This window comes from Sphingomonas spermidinifaciens (assembly GCF_002351485.1).
In the GTDB taxonomy this organism is placed as follows: Bacteria; Pseudomonadota; Alphaproteobacteria; order Sphingomonadales; family Sphingomonadaceae; genus Sphingomonas; species Sphingomonas spermidinifaciens.
The window spans coordinates 140,974-162,101 of record NZ_NWMW01000002.1 but is presented as its reverse complement, the minus strand read 5'-3'; the positions used below and the strand labels follow the sequence as shown (position 1 = coordinate 162,101).

General features: G+C 69.3%; 21 protein-coding genes and 3 pseudogenes. 12 read left to right on the top strand and 12 right to left on the bottom strand.

What is annotated here, in order from left to right:
* Positions 1 to 9: 9 nt before the first annotated feature.
* Positions 10 to 453, top strand: coding sequence for a ribose 5-phosphate isomerase B (gene rpiB, locus COC42_RS10885; RefSeq protein ID WP_096343368.1), 444 nt, complete (start codon positions 10 to 12; stop codon positions 451 to 453).
* On the opposite strand, the gene COC42_RS10880 is transcribed toward rpiB, so the two are convergent.
* Positions 450 to 887, bottom strand: coding sequence for a DUF3429 domain-containing protein (locus COC42_RS10880; RefSeq protein ID WP_245844049.1), 438 nt, complete (start codon positions 885 to 887; stop codon positions 450 to 452). The two genes, rpiB and COC42_RS10880, sit on opposite strands and share 4 nt — an antisense overlap.
* 144 nt (positions 888 to 1,031) lie before the next feature.
* Here COC42_RS10880 and glyA point away from each other — a divergent pair, with 144 nt between their 5' ends.
* The 4 genes from glyA to COC42_RS10865 all read left to right on the top strand — a co-directional run bounded on the left by glyA (position 1,032) and on the right by COC42_RS10865 (position 4,208).
* On the top strand, positions 1,032 to 2,336 hold the full coding sequence (gene glyA / locus COC42_RS10875; protein ID WP_096343366.1) for a serine hydroxymethyltransferase: 1,305 nt from the start codon (positions 1,032 to 1,034) through the stop codon (positions 2,334 to 2,336).
* 9 nt (positions 2,337 to 2,345) lie between these two features.
* The gene (locus COC42_RS17690; RefSeq protein ID WP_176484643.1) at positions 2,346 to 2,507 is read left to right on the top strand and encodes a hypothetical protein; all 162 of its coding nucleotides are present in this window, start codon (positions 2,346 to 2,348) and stop codon (positions 2,505 to 2,507) included.
* The gene (nrdR, locus tag COC42_RS10870) at positions 2,508 to 2,978 is read left to right on the top strand and encodes a transcriptional regulator NrdR (RefSeq protein WP_096343365.1); all 471 of its coding nucleotides are present in this window, start codon (positions 2,508 to 2,510) and stop codon (positions 2,976 to 2,978) included. It begins immediately after the preceding gene.
* A 156-nt stretch (positions 2,979 to 3,134) separates the two neighbouring features.
* A complete protein-coding gene (locus COC42_RS10865) occupies positions 3,135 to 4,208 on the top strand; it encodes a TrmH family RNA methyltransferase (protein WP_096343364.1) in 1,074 nt (357 codons plus the stop codon).
* 128 nt (positions 4,209 to 4,336) lie between these two features.
* On the opposite strand, the gene desA is transcribed toward COC42_RS10865, so the two are convergent.
* Together desA and COC42_RS10855 are read right to left on the bottom strand one after the other, a co-directional pair.
* On the bottom strand, positions 4,337 to 5,734 hold the full coding sequence (gene desA, locus COC42_RS10860) for a syringate O-demethylase (RefSeq protein ID WP_096343363.1): 1,398 nt from the start codon (positions 5,732 to 5,734) through the stop codon (positions 4,337 to 4,339).
* Entirely contained in the window at positions 5,731 to 6,450 is a 720-nt protein-coding gene (locus COC42_RS10855) for an alpha/beta fold hydrolase (RefSeq protein ID WP_096343362.1), read from the bottom strand. The genes desA and COC42_RS10855 overlap by 4 nt, the downstream gene beginning before the upstream one ends.
* 111 nt (positions 6,451 to 6,561) lie before the next feature.
* On the opposite strand from COC42_RS10855, the gene COC42_RS10850 reads away from it, so the two are divergent.
* The 6 genes and pseudogenes from COC42_RS10850 to COC42_RS10825 all read left to right on the top strand — a co-directional run bounded on the left by COC42_RS10850 (position 6,562) and on the right by COC42_RS10825 (position 12,945).
* Positions 6,562 to 7,440 carry a methylenetetrahydrofolate reductase gene (locus tag COC42_RS10850; RefSeq protein WP_096344147.1) on the top strand — a complete coding sequence of 293 codons (879 nt, stop codon included), beginning with the start codon at positions 6,562 to 6,564 and terminating at the stop codon, positions 7,438 to 7,440.
* 14 nt (positions 7,441 to 7,454) lie between these two features.
* Positions 7,455 to 8,306 carry a formyltetrahydrofolate deformylase gene (purU, locus tag COC42_RS10845; RefSeq protein ID WP_096344146.1) on the top strand — a complete coding sequence of 284 codons (852 nt, stop codon included), beginning with the start codon at positions 7,455 to 7,457 and terminating at the stop codon, positions 8,304 to 8,306.
* The gene (locus tag COC42_RS10840; protein ID WP_096343361.1) at positions 8,306 to 9,160 is read left to right on the top strand and encodes a bifunctional 5,10-methylenetetrahydrofolate dehydrogenase/5,10-methenyltetrahydrofolate cyclohydrolase; all 855 of its coding nucleotides are present in this window, start codon (positions 8,306 to 8,308) and stop codon (positions 9,158 to 9,160) included. The genes purU and COC42_RS10840 overlap by 1 nt, the downstream gene beginning before the upstream one ends.
* A complete protein-coding gene (locus tag COC42_RS10835) occupies positions 9,147 to 9,533 on the top strand; it encodes a dihydroneopterin aldolase (protein ID WP_096343360.1) in 387 nt (128 codons plus the stop codon). The genes COC42_RS10840 and COC42_RS10835 overlap by 14 nt, the downstream gene beginning before the upstream one ends.
* Positions 9,530 to 10,654: pseudogene (locus COC42_RS17940) on the top strand (MFS transporter); the annotation flags it as partial. The gene COC42_RS10835 and the pseudogene COC42_RS17940, both read left to right, overlap by 4 nt.
* A 239-nt stretch (positions 10,655 to 10,893) precedes the next feature.
* A complete protein-coding gene (locus COC42_RS10825) occupies positions 10,894 to 12,945 on the top strand; it encodes an alpha/beta hydrolase family protein (protein ID WP_096343358.1) in 2,052 nt (683 codons plus the stop codon).
* Positions 12,946 to 12,948: 3 nt separating this feature from the next.
* Here COC42_RS10825 and mobA read toward each other — a convergent pair whose 3' ends face one another.
* The 5 genes and pseudogenes from mobA to COC42_RS10805 all read right to left on the bottom strand — a co-directional run.
* Positions 12,949 to 13,467 (bottom strand): molybdenum cofactor guanylyltransferase, encoded by a 519-nt coding sequence (mobA, locus tag COC42_RS10820; RefSeq protein WP_096343357.1) that lies wholly within the window; start codon positions 13,465 to 13,467, stop codon positions 12,949 to 12,951.
* Positions 13,464 to 14,237: a formate dehydrogenase accessory sulfurtransferase FdhD gene (fdhD, locus tag COC42_RS10815; RefSeq protein WP_096343356.1), complete on the bottom strand. Its 774-nt coding sequence runs from the start codon at positions 14,235 to 14,237 to the stop codon at positions 13,464 to 13,466. Before fdhD ends, mobA begins: the two co-directional genes overlap by 4 nt.
* Positions 14,234 to 15,115: a tyrosine recombinase XerC gene (locus tag COC42_RS10810; RefSeq protein ID WP_176484642.1), complete on the bottom strand. Its 882-nt coding sequence runs from the start codon at positions 15,113 to 15,115 to the stop codon at positions 14,234 to 14,236. Before COC42_RS10810 ends, fdhD begins: the two co-directional genes overlap by 4 nt.
* Positions 15,116 to 15,140: 25 nt before the next feature.
* A pseudogene (gene copM / locus COC42_RS17685) lies at positions 15,141 to 15,362 on the bottom strand (CopM family metallochaperone); the annotation flags it as partial.
* Positions 15,363 to 15,416: 54 nt separating this feature from the next.
* Positions 15,417 to 16,139 (bottom strand): annotated as a pseudogene (locus COC42_RS10805) (MauE/DoxX family redox-associated membrane protein); the annotation flags it as partial.
* Positions 16,140 to 16,201: 62 nt separating this feature from the next.
* Between COC42_RS10805 and COC42_RS10800 the strand changes: the two are divergent.
* Positions 16,202 to 16,651 carry a MerR family transcriptional regulator gene (locus COC42_RS10800; RefSeq protein ID WP_096343355.1) on the top strand — a complete coding sequence of 150 codons (450 nt, stop codon included), beginning with the start codon at positions 16,202 to 16,204 and terminating at the stop codon, positions 16,649 to 16,651.
* On the opposite strand, the gene COC42_RS10795 is transcribed toward COC42_RS10800, so the two are convergent.
* The 4 genes from COC42_RS10795 to COC42_RS10780 are packed head-to-tail and all read right to left on the bottom strand — an operon-like array spanning position 16,600 to position 21,048.
* Positions 16,600 to 17,880 (bottom strand): dihydrolipoamide acetyltransferase family protein, encoded by a 1,281-nt coding sequence (locus COC42_RS10795; protein WP_096343354.1) that lies wholly within the window; start codon positions 17,878 to 17,880, stop codon positions 16,600 to 16,602. The genes COC42_RS10800 and COC42_RS10795 overlap by 52 nt on opposite strands.
* Before the next feature lie 2 nt (positions 17,881 to 17,882).
* On the bottom strand, positions 17,883 to 18,887 hold the full coding sequence (locus COC42_RS10790) for an alpha-ketoacid dehydrogenase subunit beta (RefSeq protein WP_096344144.1): 1,005 nt from the start codon (positions 18,885 to 18,887) through the stop codon (positions 17,883 to 17,885).
* Positions 18,888 to 18,937: 50 nt separating this feature from the next.
* Complete coding sequence (locus COC42_RS10785; RefSeq protein WP_176484641.1) at positions 18,938 to 19,768, bottom strand: alpha/beta fold hydrolase; 831 nt, start codon at positions 19,766 to 19,768, stop codon at positions 18,938 to 18,940.
* Complete coding sequence (locus tag COC42_RS10780) at positions 19,765 to 21,048, bottom strand: 3-methyl-2-oxobutanoate dehydrogenase (2-methylpropanoyl-transferring) subunit alpha (RefSeq protein WP_096343352.1); 1,284 nt, start codon at positions 21,046 to 21,048, stop codon at positions 19,765 to 19,767. Before COC42_RS10780 ends, COC42_RS10785 begins: the two co-directional genes overlap by 4 nt.
* Positions 21,049 to 21,128: the final 80 nt, after the last annotated feature.

Here is a 21,128-nt window from a genome sequence, read left to right as displayed (position 1 = left end):
GACGCACCCATGCCACGAACGATCCTGCTCGCCTCGGACCATGCCGCGATCGAATTGAAGGCGGCGCTTGCCGACTGGCTGCGCGGCGAGGGGCACGAGGTGCGCGATCTTGGCCCCGAGACGGCGGATCGCGTCGACTATCCCGACTATGGCTACAAGCTGGGCCAGGCGGTCGCGGCGGACGGCGCGGCGGCCGGCATCGCGCTGTGCGGGTCGGGGATCGGCATCTCGATCGCGGTCAACCGCATCGCCGGCTGCCGCTGCGCGCTGGTGAACGAGCCCGTCTCGGCGGCGCTGGCGCGCGAGCACAACGACGCCAACGTTCTCGCGATGGGCGCGCGGCTGGTGGGTATCGACATGGCCAAGGCCTGCGTCGCGGCGTTCCTCGCCACCCCCTTCGGCGGCGGCCGCCACGCCCCACGCGTCGAGAAGCTGTCGAGCCCGCCGGTTTAGGCCGCAAGTCCAACGATCAGCGTCAGCGTGCCGAGCCCCAGCGACAGCGGCACGCGCAGGCCAAGCCACCAGCGCGGAGCCAACCCCATGCGATCGAGGCGCAGGTCCACCCCGAGGCTCGCCAAGATCGCGAGCCCAAGCGCAACCAGCGACGGCCCCGGCCAGTCGCTGCCGATCGACCATGGGACGCACGTGACCAGCGCGAACAGGCTGGGCACCACCGCCGCCCAATAGATCCAGTCCGGTACCTGCCGCACCGCCGCCGCCAGCCCCCACCACAGGCCGCCGAGGAAGCTCAGGATCAGCGCCGCATAGGCAAAGGCGAGGGCGAGCGCGGTAAACCGCCATTCGAGCGGCCCGGCGACGACCAGCAGCGCGGCGGCCCCCTGCGGCAGCAACCCCGCCGCGCCCAGCAGCCGCGCGGGCGGCGGCACGCCTTGCCAGCGTTCGCGGAAGCTCGGTCGGGATGTCTCTTGCATACCCCCATGATGGGAGGTGGCATTCGCCACCGCCAGTCTTTAAGTGGGCGCCGAACGGCGGGTGGCGCCCCGCCCCACCGACTCGGAAAGGCCCTGGCGATGAGCACCAACCCCCGCACGCTGACAGATGTGCAGCCCGACGGCTTCTTCACCCGCAATCTGGCCGAGGCCGATGCCGAGGTCTTTGCCGGCGTGGCCAGCGAACTCGAGCGCGAGCGCTATCAGATCGAGCTGATCGCCAGCGAGAACATCGTGTCGAAGGCGGTGCTCGAGGCGCAGGGCTCGGTCTTCACCAACAAGTACGCCGAGGGCTATCCGGGCAAGCGCTATTATCAGGGCTGCGCGCCGTCCGATCAGGTCGAGACGCTGGCGATCGAGCGGGCCAAGGCGCTGTTCGGCTGCGGCTTCGCCAACGTCCAGCCGCATTCGGGCGCGCAGGCGAACGGCGCGGTGATGCTCGCGCTGACCAAGCCGGGCGACACGATCCTCGGCATGAGCCTCGATGCCGGCGGCCACCTGACCCATGGGGCCAAGGCGGCCATGTCGGGTAAGTGGTTCAATGCCGTTCAGTACGGCGTCCGCCGCGAAGATCACCTGATCGACTTCGATCAGGTCGAGGCGCTGGCCAAGGAGCACAAGCCGACCCTCATCATCGCCGGTGGCTCGGCCTATCCGCGCCAGATCGACTTCGCCCGCTTCCGCGCGATCGCGGACGAGGTGGGCGCGAAGTTCATGGTCGATATGGCGCATTTCGCCGGGATCGTCGCGGGCGGGCTCCACCCCTCGCCCTTCGAGCATGCGCATGTCGTGACAACGACGACGCACAAGACGCTGCGCGGTCCGCGCGGCGGCATGGTGATGACCAACCACGAGGACATCGCCAAGAAGATCAACTCGGCGGTGTTCCCCGGCCTTCAGGGCGGCCCGCTGATGCACGTCATCGCCGCCAAGGCGGTGGCGTTCGGCGAGGCGCTCAAGCCCGATTACAAGAGCTACATCGCCGCGGTGGTCGAGAATGCGAAGGTGCTGGCGGCGACGCTGGCCGAGCGCGGCGCGGCGCTCGTCGCCGGGGGCACCGACACGCATCTCGCGCTCGTCGACCTCACGCCATTGGGCGTTACCGGCCGCGACGCGGACGAGGCGCTGGAGCGCGCTGCGATCACCTGCAACAAGAACGGCATCCCCTTCGATCCGCTGCCCCCGGTGAAGACCAGCGGCATCCGCGTCGGCAGCCCGGCGGGCACCACCCGCGGCTTCGGCCCCGCCGAGTTCCGCGAGATCGGCAACATGATCGCCGACGTGCTCGATGGCCTCAAGGCCAAGGGCGAGCATGGGGACCCTTCGGTCGAGGCGGACGTTCGGAGCCGGGTGCGTGCGCTGTGCGAGCGCTTTCCCATTTATTGAGGTTCGGACATGGACAAGATCGACAAGCCGCTGGGCAAGAGCATGGCCAAATGGGCGGCGCTCGGCGCCGTCGTCGCCATCCCGGTACCGTTCGTCGGGCCGATCATCGGTGCGGCGGCGGGCGCGGGCTATGCCTATTACAAGGGCAAGAAGAAGACGCCGGGCCTCTGAATGCGCTGCCCGTTCTGCGGCCATGACGACAGCCAGGTGAAGGACAGCCGCCCGTCGGAGGACGGGTCGGCGATCCGGCGTCGGCGGCAATGCTCGGCCTGCGCCGCGCGCTTCACGACGTTCGAGCGCATCCAGCTGCGCGACCTCGTCGTCGTGAAGGCCGGGACCGAGGGCACGCGTCGCGAACCCTTCGACCGCGAAAAGCTCCTTCGCTCGGTTTCCATCGCTTGCCGCAAGCGGCCGATCGATCAGGTTCGGATCGAACAGCTCGTCTCTGGCATCCAGCGCCAGCTGGAGACCGCGGGCGAGGGCGAAGTCGCCTCGGGCCGGATCGGCGAGATGGTGATGGACGGGCTGAAGGGCCTCGATTCGGTCGCCTACATCCGCTTCGCCAGCGTCTACAAGGACTTCCGCGAGGCCCGCGACTTCGAGGAGTTCGCGGGGAGCGTAAGCGAGGTGGGGCGAGGGTGAAGTCTGTTTCTGACGCAAGCCCGACCCTCACCGTTCGTCCCGAATAGCCTTCGAGCTTGTCGAGACGGCGTATCGAGGGATAAGCGCCGCTCATCCAATCCGTTCGTCCCGAGCGAAGTCGAGGGACCTGTTCGAGCGCAGCGAGAACCGCCTCCCGTGACTTTCTGGACCTACATGCTGCGTTGTGCCGACGGCACCTACTATACCGGCAATACCGACGATCTGGAGCGGCGGATCGCCCAGCATCATTCGGGGGCCTATACCGGCTACACGCACGATCGCCGGCCGCTGGAGCTGGTCTGGACGGCGGAGTTCCCGACGCGGGAGGAAGCGCTGGCGACGGAACTGCGGGTCAAGGCATGGTCGCGCGCGAAGAAGGAGGCGCTGATCGCGCAGGATTGGGATCGGTTGAAGCGGCTTGCCGCCCCGCCTGGCGAACGAGCGGCTCGGGCCTCGACTTCGCTCGGCGATGCCCCTCGACTGCGCTCGGGACGGACGGAGGAGCAGCGGTCCCCCGCCCCGCCCCCGGTCATCGTCCTCGTCCGCCCCCAGCTCGGCGAGAATATCGGCAAGGCCGCCCGCGCGATGCTCAATTTCGGGCTGACCGAGATGCGGCTCGTCGCCCCTCGCGATGGCTGGCCCAATCCAGCCGCCGGGCCGGCGGCGAGCGGGGCGGACGTCGTGCTCGCCGGGGCGCAGGTCTACGAGACCGTCCATGACGCGGTCGCCGACTGCGCGCATGTCTATGCGACCACTGTCCGCAAGCGCGGCGTGACCAAACCCGTCGTCACGCCAGAGGAAGCCGCGATCGGCATCCATGGCCGCACCGGCCGCTCGGCGATCCTGTTCGGGCCCGAGCGCTCGGGCCTCGAGACCGACGACGTCGCGATCGCGCGCGAGATCCTGACGGTGCCGATCAACCCCGAGTTCGGTTCGCTGAACCTCGCTCAGGCGGTAATCCTCGTCGCGTACGAATGGTCGAAGCACGTCGCGCTGGTGCAGCCCACCGATACCGAGCTCGACCCGCCCGCCCCGCAGGCCGATCTCGACGGGATGATCGGCCAGTTCGAGACGATGCTGGAGGGCGCCGGCTATTTCTTCCCACCCGATCGCGTGCCGACGACCAAGCGGATGCTGCGAACGCTGCTCACCAAGCCCGGCTGGACCGCGCAGGAAGTGCGGACGGTACGCGGGATGCTGTCGGCGCTGGCGAAGCCGCGCGAGCGCTAGGCCTTCAGAGGCGAAGTACCCCGGCGCAGGCCGGGGTACGAGCTTGTTTCCGTCACCCTGCCTTTGATCCGGGTCCCGCTTCTTCTTGCTTAGGAGAAGACGAAGCGGGACCCCGGGATCACGAGGGATCAGGCCGTCTGCTTTGTCCGCCAGCCCTCGGCATAGCTGTCTCGGGCGACCTCAGAGTACGGCACCGGGCTGACGATCGCCTTGATCTCGGTCTGGACGTGCGGCTCGACCGTCGGCTTGCGCGTGCCGCCGTTCGGCTCGCCCCACAGCAGCGACACCTCGGTCCCCGGCTCGGCGAAGTCGGGCTCGACCATCGCCAGCGCCAGCATCTTGCCCTCGTTCGCCGAATAGCCGATCCAGGTCGACAGGCCGACGGTCTTCCCGTCCTTCAGCACCGCGTCATAGGGGTGCATCGAATAGACCGCGCTCGGGAACTCCATGTACTTGGCGCGCTCGCCCTTCTGCAGCGCCGAGCTGATGACGCGCATCACATCGGCATTGTCGAGCGCCAGCGTCACCTTCTTGCGCTGCGGCTGGCCGGCCATGCGCTCGAGCGCCTCGCGGCCGATGAAGTCGTGGTCGAACTTGACGAACGGGCCGTATCCCAGGTCCCAGGGCGTCAGATAATAGCCCTCGATGCTGTCGGGGACGAAGCTGCCGCCGATCGACGCCTTCGCCTCATAGCTGTTGGCCTTGAGCCATTCGCGATAGGGCTTCAGCGCCTCGCCGGTGTAGATGGCGGGCAGCGGCGAGGGGATCCAGCCGCTCTCCAGCGTGTTCGACGAATAGGTGCGCCCGCCGACCAGCGTCAGGCCATGGTCCTTGCCCGCCGCGATCAGCGCGTTGCGGACGGTGTCGTAATCCTTCCACGGGCCGAACAGCTCGTAACCCGGCTGCCCCGCCATGCCGTGACGCAGCGCGCGCACCTCGACCCCGGCGATCCGGATGCGCGCCATGTGGAAGAATTTGAGGTCGGGCGGCGTCTCGCCCATCGCCACCTCCAGCACCGCCATGGCGTTCGGGCCCTGCAGCTGGAAGCGGTAGTTCTTCCGGTTCTCCGGATCCGGGCGGACGGCGGTGCGCTCGTCGCGCTCGACCGTCACGTCCCAGTCGCCGGTCGCGGCGTGATATTCGACCCACTCGATCGTCGGCGCGCGCCCGACCAGGTTGAAGCGGTTCTCTTCGAGGTAGAAGAGGATCACGTCGCCGATGACATAGCCGTCGGGCGTCACCGGCACGAACTGCTTGGCGCGGTCGGGGACGAAGCCCTTGAAGCTGTTGATGCCGAGATAGTTGAGCATCGCGAACGCGTCGGGGCCGCTCACTTCCAGATCGACCATGTGGAACGACTGGTTGAACAGCACCGCGGTCTGTGCCCAGGCGATCTGTTCGCTGCGCCAGTTCGAATATTCGCCCGGCACGCCCGGATAGACGTTGGGCCCGACCTGCTGGTTGCGCAGCAGATCGACGATATCGCCGCTCTGGTCGAGGATCGATTGCAGGCTCTGGTCAGTCATCTCGTCTCTCCATTGGGATGGGGGGCGGCGAGCCAGTCGCGGATCGCCGCATTGAAGGGTTGGGGCGCCTCGACCGGCAGCATGTGGCCGGCGCCGGGCACGACGACGAGCCGCGCGGCGGGGATGCGTGCGGCGAAGGCGGCGTGCTGCTCGGGCGGCGCCCAGCCGTCCTGGTCGCCCACCGCGACGAGCACGGGGACGTCGATCGTCGGCAGCAGGCTGTCGATCTCCGGCCGGGCGAGCAGCGCCTCGATCTGTGCGGCATAGGCATCGACGCCCTGGTCGATGCACATGGTACGGCTCGGATCGGTCAGCGCGCGATCGTCGCGGTGGGCGGGCGCGAACATCGGCGGCAGCCAGGCATCGACCAGCGCGGCCATCCCCTGATCGCGGCCGGTCGCCAGCAGCGCGCGGCGCTTCTCGGCCTCGCCGGGGCGCGGCAGGTGCGTGCCGGTGCTGACGAGCGCGAGCCGGTCGACGCGCTCGGGCGCGCGGCGCCACATCTCGATCGCGACACGCGCGCCCATCGAATGGCCGAGCAGCGCGAATCGCGGCGGCGCGGCTGCGAGGATCGTGTCGGCCATGTCGGCAAGGCGGGCCTGCACACCATGGCCGGAGACGGCATGGGCGTCCGGCAACGCGCCGACCTGACGATCGAAGACGCGCGCGTCGCACAACAGACCCGGCACCAGCAACAGGGGCAGCGGCGCACTCACGCTCGATCCATCTCCGTTTTCGCGTTTCTGAAACTTTCGTCTATACGAATTGCCGCGCGTCGGCTAGAGGTTTCGCGACGACGCCGAGGAGCGAGCGACGGGAGAGCGATGATGGTCGATCCGAGCGAGGCACTGCATCCCGCCTGGGCGACGATGCCCGCCATCGTCACCGACGGCTATTCGCTGGAGATGACCGCCAAGGACTTCGACGCGCTCCACGCCGCCGCGCCCGGCATCGCGGCGGAAACGCCGGTGGCGATCACCTTCCTGCCCGGCGAGACGATCGACGCGCGCGTCGCCGCCGCCGCGGCGGTGCGCCGGCTGGGATTCGAGCCGATGCCGCACCTGTCCGCGCGGCGGATCGCCACGCACGCCGAGCTCGACACGATGCTCGGCCGCGCGGTGGACGAGGCGGGGGCGCGGCGCGCCTTCATCGTCGCGGGCGACCCGCCCGAGCCCGCCGGGCCGTTCGCCGACACGCTGTCGATCATCCGCACCGGCCTTCTCGAAAAGCACGGCTTCCGCGCGGTCGGCGTTGCCGGCCATCCAGAGGGGCATCCGAACATGGACGAAGCGGGGCTGTGGGCGGCGCTCGAGGCCAAGCTCGCGGCGCTCGACGAGCGCGGGCTCGGCGCGCTGATCGTCACCCAGTTTGGCTTCGACGCCGATCCCTTCATCGCTTGGCTCGAGCAGCTTCGCGCGCGCGGCATCATGGCACCGGTCCGCATCGGCGTGCCGGGGCCGGCGGGGATCAAGACGCTGTTGCGCTTCGCGGCGCGCTGCGGTGTCGGCGCGTCGGCGGCGGTGATGACCAAGTACGGCGTGTCGATCACGCAGTTGCTGGGCAGGGCCGGGCCGGACAAGCTGGTCGATGCGCTCGCTGCGCGGCTGACGCCCGCGCACGGGCCGGTGCGGCTCCATTTCTATCCGTTCGGCGGCCTCGTTAACACCGTCGAGTGGATCAACGGCTATCAGGCGCGCGCGCACTGAAGGGGGAGAATCAAGTGACGACGATCTGCACGCTGAGCCTGTCGTGCGACGACAAGCCGGGTCTGGTGGCGACCGTGGCGGGCTTTCTGGCGAGCAACGGCGGCAACATCGTCGACGCGCAGCAGTTCGACGACCGGCTGACCAACCGCTTCTTCATGCGCGTCGTCTTCGAGCTGGCGGGCGAAGTCGAAGCGCTCCGCGCGGCGTTTGCAGAGATCGCAACGACCCACGGCATGGCATGGAAGCTGCGCTCGGCGGGCGAGCGGCAGCGGGTCGTGCTGATGGTGTCGAAGTTCGACCACTGCCTGGGCGACCTTCTCTATCGCAAGCGGATCGGCGAGCTCGACATGGACGTGGTCGCGATCATCTCCAACCACCCGCAATCGGCGCTCAACGTGTCGATGGTCGGCGACACCCCCTATCACCACCTGCCGATCACCCCCGAGACCAAGCCGCAGCAGGAAGCGCAGATCAAGGCGATCGTCGAGGAGACGGGCGCCGACCTCGTCGTGCTGGCGCGCTACATGCAGATCCTGTCGGACGACCTGTCGGCGTTCCTGTCGGGGCGCTGCATCAACATCCACCACAGCTTTCTGCCCGGCTTCAAGGGTGCCAAGCCTTATCACCAGGCGCATGCGCGGGGCGTGAAGATGATCGGCGCGACCGCGCATTACGTGACCGAGGATCTCGACGAAGGGCCGATCATCGCCCAGGATGTCGAGCCGATCAGCCATGCCGACACGCCCGAGGACCTCGTCCGCAAGGGGCGCGACATCGAGCGGCGGGTGCTCGCCGCGGCGGTCGCCTATCATCTTGAGGACCGGGTGCTGCTGAACGGGCACCGCACCGTCGTCTTCCGGAATTGATGGCGGCGATCATCGACGGGCGGGCGATCGCCGCGACGCTGGCGGCGGACACGGCCGCGCGCGTCGCCGCGCTGCCCGCCGCACCGGGCCTTGCCGTGGTGCTGGTGGGGCACGATCCGGCGAGCGAGGTCTATGTCGCGCGCAAGCTCGTGGCGGCGAAGGCGGCGGGTATCCGCTCGATCGAGCATCGGCTGCCGGCCGACACCGAACAGGCGGCGCTGCTGGCGCTGATTGCCGCGCTCAATGCCGATGCGGGCGTCCACGGCATCCTCGTCCAGCTGCCGCTGCCGCCGCAGATCGACGCGGGCGCGGTGCTCGATGCGATTGCACCGGAGAAGGACGTCGACGGCTTTCACCCGGTCAATGTCGGACGTCTGTCGACAGGAATTGGCGGGCTCGTCCCCTGCACGCCGCTCGGCTGCATGAAGCTGCTCGACACGGTGATCGAGGATTATCGCGGTCTCGACGTGGTGGTGATCGGCAAGTCCAACATCGTCGGCAAGCCGGTCGCGATGCGGCTGCTTGAGCGCGAGGCGACGGTGACGGTGACGCATATCGCGACGCAGGGCCTGCCCGCCATCTGCGCGCGAGCCGACATCGTGGTCGCGGCGGCGGGCAGCCCGCGGCTGGTGCGTGGGCACTGGATCAAGGCGGGCGCGGTGGTGATCGACGTGGGCATCACGCGCGTGACGGGCGAGGACGGGCGCACCCGACTGGTCGGCGACGTCGCCTTCGATGAGGTACAGCACGCTCGCGCCGTGACACCCGTGCCCGGCGGCGTCGGCCCGATGACCATCGCCTGCCTCCTCCAGAACACCGTCCGCGCGGCGGAAATGACTCATGGTCGAGCTTAGGCTTGCCCCCGCCCCGGCGCGCGTTCTCCGCTCCACGCGGGTGGCGGTGCGCAACCTGACCGTCGTCGCCGATATCGGTATCCATGCGCACGAGATGAGCCGGCGCCAGCCGCTGGTGATCGCGGTGGAACTACACACCGAAGGCGTCGATGCCGACGCGATCGAGTCGACGGTCGATTATCGCGCGATCGCCGCCGCGGCCGAGGCGCTGGGCGACATGCGCATCGCGCTGATCGAGACCTTTGCCGAGCGGCTGGCCGCGCGGTGCCTCGCGATGCCCGGCGTCCTCGCCGCCGCCGTCACCGTCGACAAGCCCAACGCCCTGCCGCCCGCGCTGGCGAGTGTGACGGTCGAGCTTCGGCGCGAAACATGAGCGGGGCCGGCCCTGATGCCGCGAACGACGCGCTCGCGCACCGGCCGATGCATCGGGTCCAGATCATCGCGGTGGTGCTCGCGGTGCTGCTCAACGCGCTCGACGGCTTCGACGTGCTCGCCATCACCTTCGCCGCGCCGGGGATCGCCGCCGACTGGGGCATCGGGCCGGCGCGGCTGGGGCTGGCGCTGTCGGCGGGGATGGTGGGGATGACGATCGGCTCGCTGGTCCTCGCCCCGCTCGGCGACCGGCGCGGGCGAAGGCCGCTGGTGCTCGTCTGCCTCGTCCTGATGGGCGGCGGCATGGCGCTGACCGCGACCGCGACCGGGCTGGCCAGCCTCTGCCTCTGGCGCGTCGTCACCGGGATCGGCATCGGCGGCATGGTCGCCGCCGCCAACGCCGTCGCCGCCGAGTTCGCCAACGAGCGCCGCCGCGATTTCTGCGTCGCGGCGATGGCGGTCGGCTATCCGGCGGGCGGGCTCGTTGGCGGCTTCGCGGTCGCCGACCTCGCCGCGACGCAGGGGTGGCAGGCGATCTTTGTGGCGGGCGGGATCGTCACCCTCGCCTTCGTACCCGTCGTCTACGCGGCCTTGCCCGAGTCGCTCGCCTTCCTCGCCGGCGCGAACGGATCGCCCGAGAAGCTGGCGGCGCTCGCCCGCCGGCTCGACCTTCCCGCCCTGCCCGCCGCGCCGGCCGAACGGGCGCGGAGCGGCAGCATCGCCGCCCTGTTCGGCGCCCGCTATCGCCGGCTGACGCTCCTGCTCGTCGCCGCCTATTTCCTCCACATCCTCGCCTTCTATTTCTTCAGCGGCTGGTTGCCCAAGGCGATGGCCGACCTCGGCCACGCGGCGCCCGATGCGATCCGCACCTCGGCGTTGATGAGCCTGGGCGGCGTGATCGGCGGCGCGCTGCTCGGCTGGGCGGCGCCGCGGCTGGGGCTCCACCGCCTGCTGATCGCGGCGATGCTGGTGACGAGCGCGAGCTTCGCGGCGTTCGCGCTTCTCACCGACCTTTCGGCGCTCCAGCCGACCGCATTCGTCGCGGGCATGGGCATTTTCGGCGGGATCGTCGGCCTTTATGCCCTGCTCGCGCGCGGCTTCCCCGCCCGAGCTGCGCGTGACGGGAACGGGCTTCGCGGTCGGCGTCGGGCGCGGCGCGGCGGTGCTGGGGCCGGTGATCGGCGGGCTCCTGATCGAGCAAGGGCTGTCGGCCTCGACGGCGATCGGCATCGTCGGGATGGCGGCGCTCATTGCGGCGGGCTGCGTCGCGGCGCTTGCGCGCGCCAAGTAACCGACGAAACCGCTTGCGCGCGCGCAGCGCCCGCGCAAGGTTCCGCGCCGACCCAAGGGAGGAATTACCGATGCTTCGCCACGCCCTTGCGCTGCTGCTCGCCGGCGCCGCGCTGCCCGTGCTCGCCCAGGATGCGCCGACGAAAACGGACGCGCCGAGCCGCACCTTCACCGGCAGCGACCTGTTCAACCTTGAACAGGCATCGGACCCGCAGATTAGCCCCGACGGCCGCCGCATCGCCTATGTCCGCCGCACCGGCGACATCATGGCCGACCGGATGGCGAGCGCGATCTGGCTGATCGACACGGCGACCGGCACCCAGACGCCGCTCGCCGCGACGGGGTCGAGCCCACGCTGGTCGCCCGACGGCACTCGCCTCGCCTATGTCGCGGCCGAGCCGGGGCAGGCGCCGCAGCTCCATGTCCGCTGGCTGGCGACCGGCGCGACCGCGCGGGTCACCGGCCTGCCCGACAGCCCCGACGCGCTCGCCTGGTCACCCGACGGGCGCCAGATCGCCTATACGATGCGCGTGCCGGGCGAGGGCATGAAGCTCGGCAAGGCGCCGCCCAAGCCCGAAGGAGCGAAATGGGCCGAACCGCTGGAGATCATCGATCGCGTGACGTATCGCGCGGATGGTGCCGGCTATCTGAAGCCGGGTTTCGACCATATCTTCGTCGTCTCGGCCGATGGCGGCGCCCCGCGCCAGCTGACCTTCGGCAATTTTCAGGATGGCGGTCCCTTGAGCTGGTCGAGCGACGGGCGACGGATCGTCTTCGCCGCCAATCGTCGCCCCGACTGGGAGCGCGAGGCCAACGACAGCGAGGTGTTCAGCGTCGATGTGGCGAGCGGCTCGCTCCGCCAGCTCACCAAGCGCTACGGCCCCGACCAGTCGCCCGCTTTGTCGCCCGACGGGTCGAAGATCGCCTATATCGGCTATGACGACAAATATCGCAGCAACGAGCCGGCGCAGCTCTACGTCATGGATGCCGACGGCTCGAACCCGCGCTCGCTGACTGCCAACCTCGACCGCGAGATCGAGACCGCCGTCTGGGCGAAGGACGGGCGCAGCATCTATGTCAGCTATGACGACCATGCCGAGAAGAAGGTCGCGCGGATCGGTCTCGACGGGCGGCTGACCCCCGTCGTCGGGGGGCTGGCGGGCGGCGGGCTCGACCGGCCTTATACTGGTGGCACGTTCAGCGTCTCCGACCGGGGTCAGGTCGCCTATACCGGCGGCGACTGGAAGAAGCCGGCGGACGTGTACCTCGGCGGCAAGCCGCTCACCCGCCTCAACGAGACGTGGATGGCGGGCAAGACGATGGGCGACCTGCGCCCCGTGCCCGTCACGTCGAAGGACGGGCGCAAGATCGACGCGTGGATCGTCCTGCCGCCCAATTACCAGCCGGGCACACGGGTGCCGACGATCCTCGAGATCCATGGCGGGCCGCACACCGCCTATGCGCCGGTCTTCGCGAGCGACTACCAGCTCTATGCCGCTGCCGGTTACGCGGTCGTCTACGCCAACCCGCGCGGGTCGACCTCCTACGGGGCCGAGTTCGCCAACCTCATCGACAAGAATTATCCGAGCGAGGATTATGACGACCTGATGGCGACGGTCGATGCGGCGATCGCGCAAGGGTTCGCCGATCCCAACAACCTGTTCGTCACCGGCGGGTCGGGCGGCGGCGTGCTGACGAGCTGGATCGTCGGCAAGACCGACCGGTTCAAGGCGGCCGCGACGCAGAAGCCCGTCATCAACTGGATCAGCGAGGCGCTGACGATGGACGGCACGGGCTTCACCTCGCGCTACTGGTTCCGGAAGCAGCCCTGGGAGGATCCGATGAGCTACTGGGCGCGCTCGCCCCTGAGCCTCGTCGGCAACGTCAAGACGCCGACGCTGGTCGTCGTAGGGAGCGAGGATTACCGGACGCCAGTGAGCGAGAGCGAGCAATATTACGCCGCGCTCCAGATCCGCGGCGTGCCGACCGCGCTCGTCAAGGTGACGGGCGCCAGCCATGGCGGCTTCACCGCCCGGCCCAGCCAGTCGGCGGCGAAGGCGAGCGCGATCCTGGCCTGGTTCGACAAGTACCGGACGAACGCTGCCCCGGCGGCAGCGCAGTAAAGGTCAGCCGAGCCGGTCGAGATCGGCGGGGGTGTTGATGTTGGGAAGCGGGGGCGCGGCAAGCGCCTCCGCCCCGCATCGCGCCGCCCAGCCGCGCATCGACCGCCGCGGATCGGTCGCGACGAAGTCGTCGAGCATCGGCGACAGGCTTGCCGGCCAGATGCCGATCACCGGCAGGCCGTCGAGAAATACAGCCGTGTCCCGCGCCACCAGTTCGGCAAGCAGCGTGTCGGGCACCAGCGGTGTATCGCAACCGAGCGTCAGCACCCGCTCTGCCCCGATCGCCAGCGCGTAATGCAGCGCACCCGCCAGCCCGCCGAGCGGGCCGAGATCGGGCGCGGGCCGGTCGGATACGCTCGGGACGCCGGGCCAATCGCGCCCGACGACCACTAGTCCCTGGCAGTGCCGGCCGAGCGCCGTCAGCGAATGGTCGATCAGCGCCCGCCCCTCGAACAGCGCCGCGCCCTTGTCGCTGCCGAACCGGCTCGCCCGCCCGCCCGCCAGCACCGCGCCCAGGATCATGGGGCCACCGCCAGCATCGCGTCGGACCGGGCAAGCACCACCAGCCGCACCCCCGCCTCGCGCGCGCGCTCGACCGCAAGCGCGGTGGGGGCCGACACGGTGACGAGCAGCGGGCAGCCCGCAAGCGCCGCCTTCTCGACCAGCTCGAAGGAGCAGCGCGAGGACAGAAGCGCGAAGCCACCGTCCCAGTCGAGGCCCTGACGCGCCATCGCCCCGATCAGCTTGTCGAATGCATTGTGCCGCCCGACATCCTCACGGGCGAGGCGAATCGTCCCGTCGCTCGCCACCAGCGCCGCGGCATGGACGCCGCCGGTTTCGCGATTGAGCGGTTGGTGATCGCGAAGTGCGGCCAGCGCGGCGAAGATCGCAACATCCTGCGCTTCGCTGGTCGCGGTCACGCGGGGCAGCGGGCGCAGCGCCTGCTCGAGATTTTCGATCCCGCACAGCCCGCACGAGCTTTCGGACACGCGGTGCCGCACCCGGTCGGCGGCGCGCGCGGCGCGCTCTGGCACCAAGGTCGCCCGCACGATGATGCCCCGCTCGGTCTGGTGAGCATCGATCTCGGGCAGCTCATCCGCTCCCTCGACCAGCCGTTCCGCCAGTGCGAAGCCGGTGACGAGGTCATCCAGATCGGCCGGCGTCGCCATCAGCACCGCATAGCCGATGCCGTTGAACTCGACCGCGATCGGCACCTCGGCTGCGACCGCACGCTCGTTCGCGCTGCACACGCCGTCGGCGCCGATGCGGATGAAGGAAATGGAGGCGGTCACGCCCGCGGATGCGCGTTGCGATAGACGTCGAGCAGGTGCGCGGCATCGACCGCGGTATAGATCTGCGTCGAGCCGAGGCTGGCATGGCCGAGCAGTTCCTGCAGCGCGCGCAGGTCCGCGCCGCGCCCCAGCAGGTGCGTCGCGAAACTGTGGCGCAGCGCATGCGGGGTCGTGCGATCCGACAGCCCCAGCCGCACGCGCGCCATGCGCACCGAGCGGCGGATGATCGCGGGCGACAGCGCTCCGCCCTTCGCGCCGCGGAACAGCGGCGCCTCGGGCGTCAGCGCATAGGGGCACGCGGCGGCATAGGCCTCGACCGCGGTGCGGACCGCAGGCAACAACGGGACGATCCGCGTCTTGCCGCGCTTGCCGGTGACGCGGATCGTCTCTCCCAGTGGCAGGATCGCGGGGGTCAGCGCCATCGCCTCGCCGATGCGCAGCCCCGCACCGTAGAGCAGCAGCAGCACCGCCCAGGCGCGCGCAGCGATCCACGGCTCGGCGGCGTCCTCCGACACTTCCTCGGCCAGCGCCACCACCTCGGCCGGCGCGATCGGTCGCGGCACGCCCTTCTTGACGCGCGGGCCGGCGATCCGCGGCGGCGGCGCGCCGGCAAAAGCGAGGAACGCGCGCACCGCCGACAATTCCCGCGCGGCCGAGGCGTTGGACAGCCCCTCTCCCCGCCGGGCCGCGAGGAAGGCGCGCAGGTCGGCCGCGGTTGCCCTGTCAAGCTGAGCGGCATCGACCGGCCCGCCCCAGTGCTCACGCAGGAACGCCAGCAACCGCTCGGCCGTCGCCTGATAGGCACGCACGGTATGCGCCGATCGCCGGCGATCGCGCGTCAGATGCCGGGCAAAGGCAATGGGCAGCGGCTCGACCATTTGCCCGACCTTAGGCGAAGGCGCCTCAGTGCGCCATGGCGCCGGCATCGTCGCCGCGGCGGGCGAGCCATGCCTGCATTTTCGCGATCTCGGCATCCTGCTCGCGGATGACGTCGTTGGCGAGCGCGCGCACTTCGGGGTCCTTGCCTTCGCGCAGCGCCGTCCTCGCCATGTCGATCGCGCCGCGATGATGCGGGATCATCCCCTGCATGAACGCGGTGTCGGGATCGGCGTTCGTCGTCATCGTCATACCGTGCGCAGGCGCCGGAGCGGCGTGCGGCATCCAGCCGAGCGCCCCCGCCGCCATCCACAGCGCCATCGCGATCATCATCAGATTCTCGGTCAGCGAGATGAAGCCGAGCGGCACGTTGCTGTCGCCGCCGACGCACGCGCATTTGAGTTCGCGCTTGTCGAGATAGACCGCCTTGAACACCGACACCGCGCCGATCGTGCCGATGAACAGTGCGATCGGCACCGATGCCCAAGTCGCGATGCCCGCGACCATCAGCAGACCCGCCAGACCCTCGGCATAGGGATAGACATGGCCGTACGGCACCCAGCGCTGCGCGAGCAGGTCGTAGTTGAGGAACATCGTCGCGAACCGGTCGACATTCTGGAGCTTGAGGAGCGCCAGCACGACCATCGAGAAGGCCACGAACCATTCGCCCGCGCGCACCGTCAGCGCATCGCCATAGGCAGCGTAACTCGCCGCCAGCGCCATCAATGCAGTCAGTGCGAACAGGACGGCGACAGGGCGATACGTGGTCGCCTTGGGATCGACGACCCGAAGACCGAAGAAGCGGCGCAGGTCGTCATAGCCGCCGATCCGCTCGCCCTCGATGAAGACCTGCGGCGTGGTCGCGACGCCGTGCTCCGCCTTGAAGGCGTCGGTTTCCTCGCGCGTCTTGAGCCATCGGTCGTCGACGGCGTAGCCCTTCCGGCGGAGCAGGTCCTTTGCCTTGAGGCCATAGGGACAAGTGTGGCTGGGCATTACCATGCGATAGAGCGTTGCGGTGCGGGTCATCGTCCTTCTCCGACTGGCTTACCCACCCCATATGGGTCCGTACCATGGTACGGAAACAAGCGATGACGATCGGCGAACTTGCAAAAGCAGGCGGCGTTGGGGTTGAGACAGTGCGCTACTATCAGCGCCGCGGCTTGCTCGGCGTTCCCGAACGGCCGCCGGGGGGCGGGTCGAGCGGCGGCATCCGGCGATATGGCGTGGCGGAGGCCGAGCGGCTGCGCTTCATCCGTACGGCACAGGCGGCGGGTTTCACGCTCGACCAGATCGGGGATCTGCTCGCGCTCGACGCCGTCGGTGACCGCGCAGGCGTGCGGCGGCTGGCGGCCGCGCGCGTCGTCGCCCTCGACGATCAGATCGCGGCGCTGACTGCGGCGCGTACGGCGCTGTCGAAGCTGGCGGACGCCTGCGGATCGGGCGGCGCGGGGCCTTGCCCGATCCTCGCGGCGTTCAAGGACGACGATCAGTCGGCGAAGAGCAGGACCGGCGTCTCGAGAAGCTTGCGCACCGCCTGAACGTAGCTTGCCGCGTCCCAGCCATCGACGACGCGGTGGTCGCAGCTGATCGACAGGTTCATCAGCTTGGCGCGGCGGATGTCGTCGCCGTCAAAGACGGGGCGCTCGACGATCTTGTTCGGGCCGATGATCGCCACTTCGGGGCGATTGATGACCGGCGTCGTCGCGATGCCGCCAAGCGGGCCGAGCGAAGTGACGGTGATCGTCGATCCCGACAGCTCCTCCGACTTGGCCTTTCCGGTGCGCGCTGCGTCGGCCAGGCGGCCGATTTCGGTCGCGAGCTGCCAGACATTCTTGTCCTGCGCATCGCGGATGACGGGGACCATCAGGCCGGCGTCGGTCTGCGTCGCCATGCCCATATGGACGCGGCCGCTCCTCGTCACCACGCCCGCCTCGTCGTCGTAGCGCGCGTTGAGCATCGGGAAGTCGGGCAGCGTGCGACAGATGGCGACGATCAGGAACGGCAGCATCGTCAGCTTGGGCCGCTGACCCCGGTTGGCGTTGAGGTCGCCGCGCATCGCCTCCAGCGCGGTCACGTCGATCTCGTCGACATAGGTGAAGTGCGGGATGGCGCGCTTCGAGGCGGCCATGTTCTCGGCGATGCGGCGGCGCATGCCGATGACCTTGACGGCCTCGTCCTCACGAGCGCGGCTGGCGTGCGGGGCGTGATAGCCCTGTGCGCCGTTATATCGAAGGAACGCGTCGAGGTCGGCATGGCGGACATGCGCGCCCTCGTGCCGGACCTGCGACAGGTCGACGCCAAGGTCCTTGGCCCGCGCACGAACGGCGGGGGAGGCCAGGACCTTGCGTGTATCCTCGGCGGAAGCTGGCGCAGCTTCCGGGGCTGCGGGTGTTGCCGCGACCGGCGCGGGCGCGGGCGTCGGTGCAGGGGCGGGCGTTGCCACCACTTCCTCGACGCCGGGATTTTCGGCCTCTACCACCGCCTCGGTGACCGGCGCGGCGGGGGTCTCGGCCGCTTCCTCCGCGCCCTCGGTCTCGATCACGACCAGCGTGGAGCCGATCGGCACCTGATCGCCGACCTCGCCCGCCAGCTCGACGACGGTACCGGCGACCGGCGATTCCATCTCGACCGTCGCCTTGTCGGTCATCATGTCGGCAAGGCTCTGGTCCTCCTCGACGCGGTCGCCGACCTTGACGTGCCAGGCCACGATCTCGGCCTCGGAAATGCCCTCGCCGATGTCGGGCAGGCGGAACTTGAACAGCGCCATCGTCAGTCCTTCATGATCTTCTTGAGCGCCTGGCCGATGCGCACGGGGCCAGGGAAATAGGCCCATTCGAGGCTGTGCGGATAAGGCGTGTCGAAGCCGGTCACGCGCTCGACCGGCGCCTCCAGATGGTGGAAGCAACGTTCGGTGACGAGCGCGGAGAGTTCGGCGCCGAAGCCGCCCGTCCGCGTCGCCTCATGCACGATCATGCAGCGGCCGGTCTTCTTCACCGAAACCTCGATCGCCTCGATATCCAGCGGAACGAGCGTGCGCAGGTCGAGGATTTCGGCATCGACGCCCGCTTCCTCGACCACCGCCTGCACCACATGCACCATCGTCCCGTAGGCGAGAATGGTGAGGTCGCCGCCTTCGCGCACCGTGGCCGCCTTGCCCAGCTCGATCCGGTAATAGCCCGCCGGCACCGCGCCGCCCGGATGTGCCGACCAGTTCTTCGCCGGGCGGTCCCAGTTGCCGTCGAACGGGCCGTTGTAGATGCGCTTGGGCTCGAGAAAGAGGACGGGGTCGTTGTCCTCGATCGCGGCGATCAGCAAGCCCTTGGCGTCATAGGGGGTCGATGGGATCACCGTCTTGATACCCGAGACATGGGTAAAGATGCCCTCGGGCGACTGCGAGTGCGTCTGCCCGCCGAAGATGCCACCGCCATAGGGCGAGCGCACGGTGATCGGCGCGGTGAACTCCCCCGCCGAACGATAGCGCAGCCGCGCCGCCTCGCTGACCAGCTGGTCGAGCGCGGGATAGATATAGTCGGCGAACTGGATCTCGGGCACGGGTCGCAGGCCATAGGCGCCCATACCGATCGCGACACCGATGATGCCGATCTCGGTGATCGGCGTGTCGAACACGCGCGTCTTGCCATATTTCTGCTGAAGCCCCGCAGTCGCGCGGAACACGCCGCCGAAATAGCCGACGTCCTCGCCCATGACGAGCACGTCGTCGTCGCGGCCCATCATCACGTCGAGCGCCGAATTGATCGCCTGGATCATGTTCATGCGGCTCGTCTCGCCCCCGGCCGGGGCGGCGGTTTCGATCATCTCGTCGGTCATGCTGCTTTCACCACGAAGCGGTCGCCCGCAGGCGCCGCCCATTTATCGAGCGCCGCCAGCGCCTTTGCGTCGCCAAGGCCATAGGCCGACAGGAAATGCTCGATCGCCGGCACGTAGCGCGTTAGCGCCGCCCCATCGGCGACGAGCTCATGGCCGCCATCCTTGGCGACGATCGTGTAGGCCGGGCCGGGTGCCGTTTCGCTGACGAACAGATGGTCGGCGGGATCGGCGACGAAGCCGGGTACGCGATCCTCTGTCCCGGTCACCACCATCACCGGCACGGCGAGCGTCGTGTAGGCCGTCGGCTGGATCAGGCCGGGCACCTTGCCGGGCGTCGAGAAGCCCAGCACCGCCTTCACTCGCGGCGCGCGGAACGGCGCGATATAACCGAGCGCCCCGCCCAGACAGAGCGCGCCCAACGTGCCGAAGCTGTGCCCGACCAGCACCACCGGCTGCTCGGCCGAAACGCCTGCGATCGCGGCATTGAGGTCGGCGATCCGCTCGCCGAAGCTCGCCTGCATCGTGAACTTCGCGCGATCGGGGTGGCGCATCGAATCGACATGGACCGGGGCGATCACGCTCCAGCCCGCCGCATTGAGGCGAGCCGCCAGCGCTTCGTAGCGCGTGGGCCATGAGCCGTGCCCGTGCGAGAAGACGACCGTGCCGCGAGAGCGCGCCGGACGCCATGCGGAAAGCTTGGTCGTGCGCGTGGGCGAAACGCGAAGGTCCTCCTCGACCGGCGCCACGGCGCCGGCGATCGCCGGCCGCGCGAGCAAAAACGCCGCCGTGCCGGCCGCGCCGGCGATCAGATGGCGACGATCGATCACTTGCGGGCCCACGGACGGCCGCTCGCTTCTTCTTCGGCCAGCATCTGCGCCTGCTGCTCGCGAAGGTGCCAGGGCATCTCCTCAAACACGCCGTCGAACAGCGTATCGAGCGGCTGGTGCAGGCCGTGGCCGAGGATGCCGTTGGCCTCCGCTTCCTTCTGCGCCCGCTTCACCTGTTCGGCGAGTTCGAGATCCTGTGCGGCGTGGCGCTCGAGATCCCATTCGCCGATCGCGATCAGATGGTCGCGCAGCCGCCGGATCGGGTCGCCGAGCGGCCAGCCCGTCGCCTCGTCGGCGGAGCGATAGGCGGTGGGATCGTCGGAGGTCGAGTGCCCCTCCGCGCGATAGGTGAAGTGCTCGATCAGCGTCGGCCCGGCGTTGGTGCGCGCGCGCTCGGCCGCCCATTCGGTCGCGGCATAGACGGCGAGCGCGTCGTTGCCGTCGATCCGCAGCCCGGCGATGCCGTACCCCACCGCCCGCGCCGCGAACGTCGTCGCCTCCGCCCCCGCAAAGCCCGAGAAGCTCGAGATCGCCCACTGGTTGTTGACGACGTTGAAGATCACCGGCGCGCGATAGACGGTGGCGAAGGTGAGCGCGGAATGGAAGTCGCCCTCGGCCGTCGACCCCTCGCCGCACCAGGTCGCGGCGATGCGGCTGTCGCCCTTCGCCGCCGACGCCATCGCCCAGCCGACCGCCTGCGGATACTGCGTCGCGAGATTGCCCGAGATCGAGAAGAAGCCGTAGTCCTTCGCCGAATACATGATCGGCAGCTGCTTGCCCTGCAGCTTGTCGCCCCGGTTCGAGTAGATCTGGTTCATCATCTCGACCAGGCTATAGTCGCGGGTGATGAGGATGCCCTGCTGGCGATAGCTGGGGAAGCACATGTCGTCGCGCTGCATCGCCATGGCGGCGGCGACCGACACCGCCTCCTCGCCGGTCGACTTCATGTAGAAGCTGGTCTTGCCCTGTCGCTGCGCGCGGAACATGCGCTCGTCAAAGGCGCGGACCAGTGCCATGTTGCGCAGCATCTGCCGCAGCACATCGGGCGACAGCCGCGGCGCCCAGGGACCGACGGCGCGGTTCTCCTCGTCGAGCACGCGGACCAGGCCGAAGGCGAGTTCGTGGAAGCTCGCGGCGGCATCGCCGGGCTCTGGCCGCCTCGCGGATCCTGCGGGCGGCACCTCGACATGGGCATAATCGACGGCGTCACCGGGCCGGAACCGCGGCTCGGGCACGTGCAACGACAAGGGCGGGCGATTGGCGGGAACGTCGCCTGACAAGTCAAACTCTCCAAACTTCGTGCGCAAGGCGCTCGGCACGGCCCGATTCGTCGGGTCACGGCTCTATTATAAAATTACAA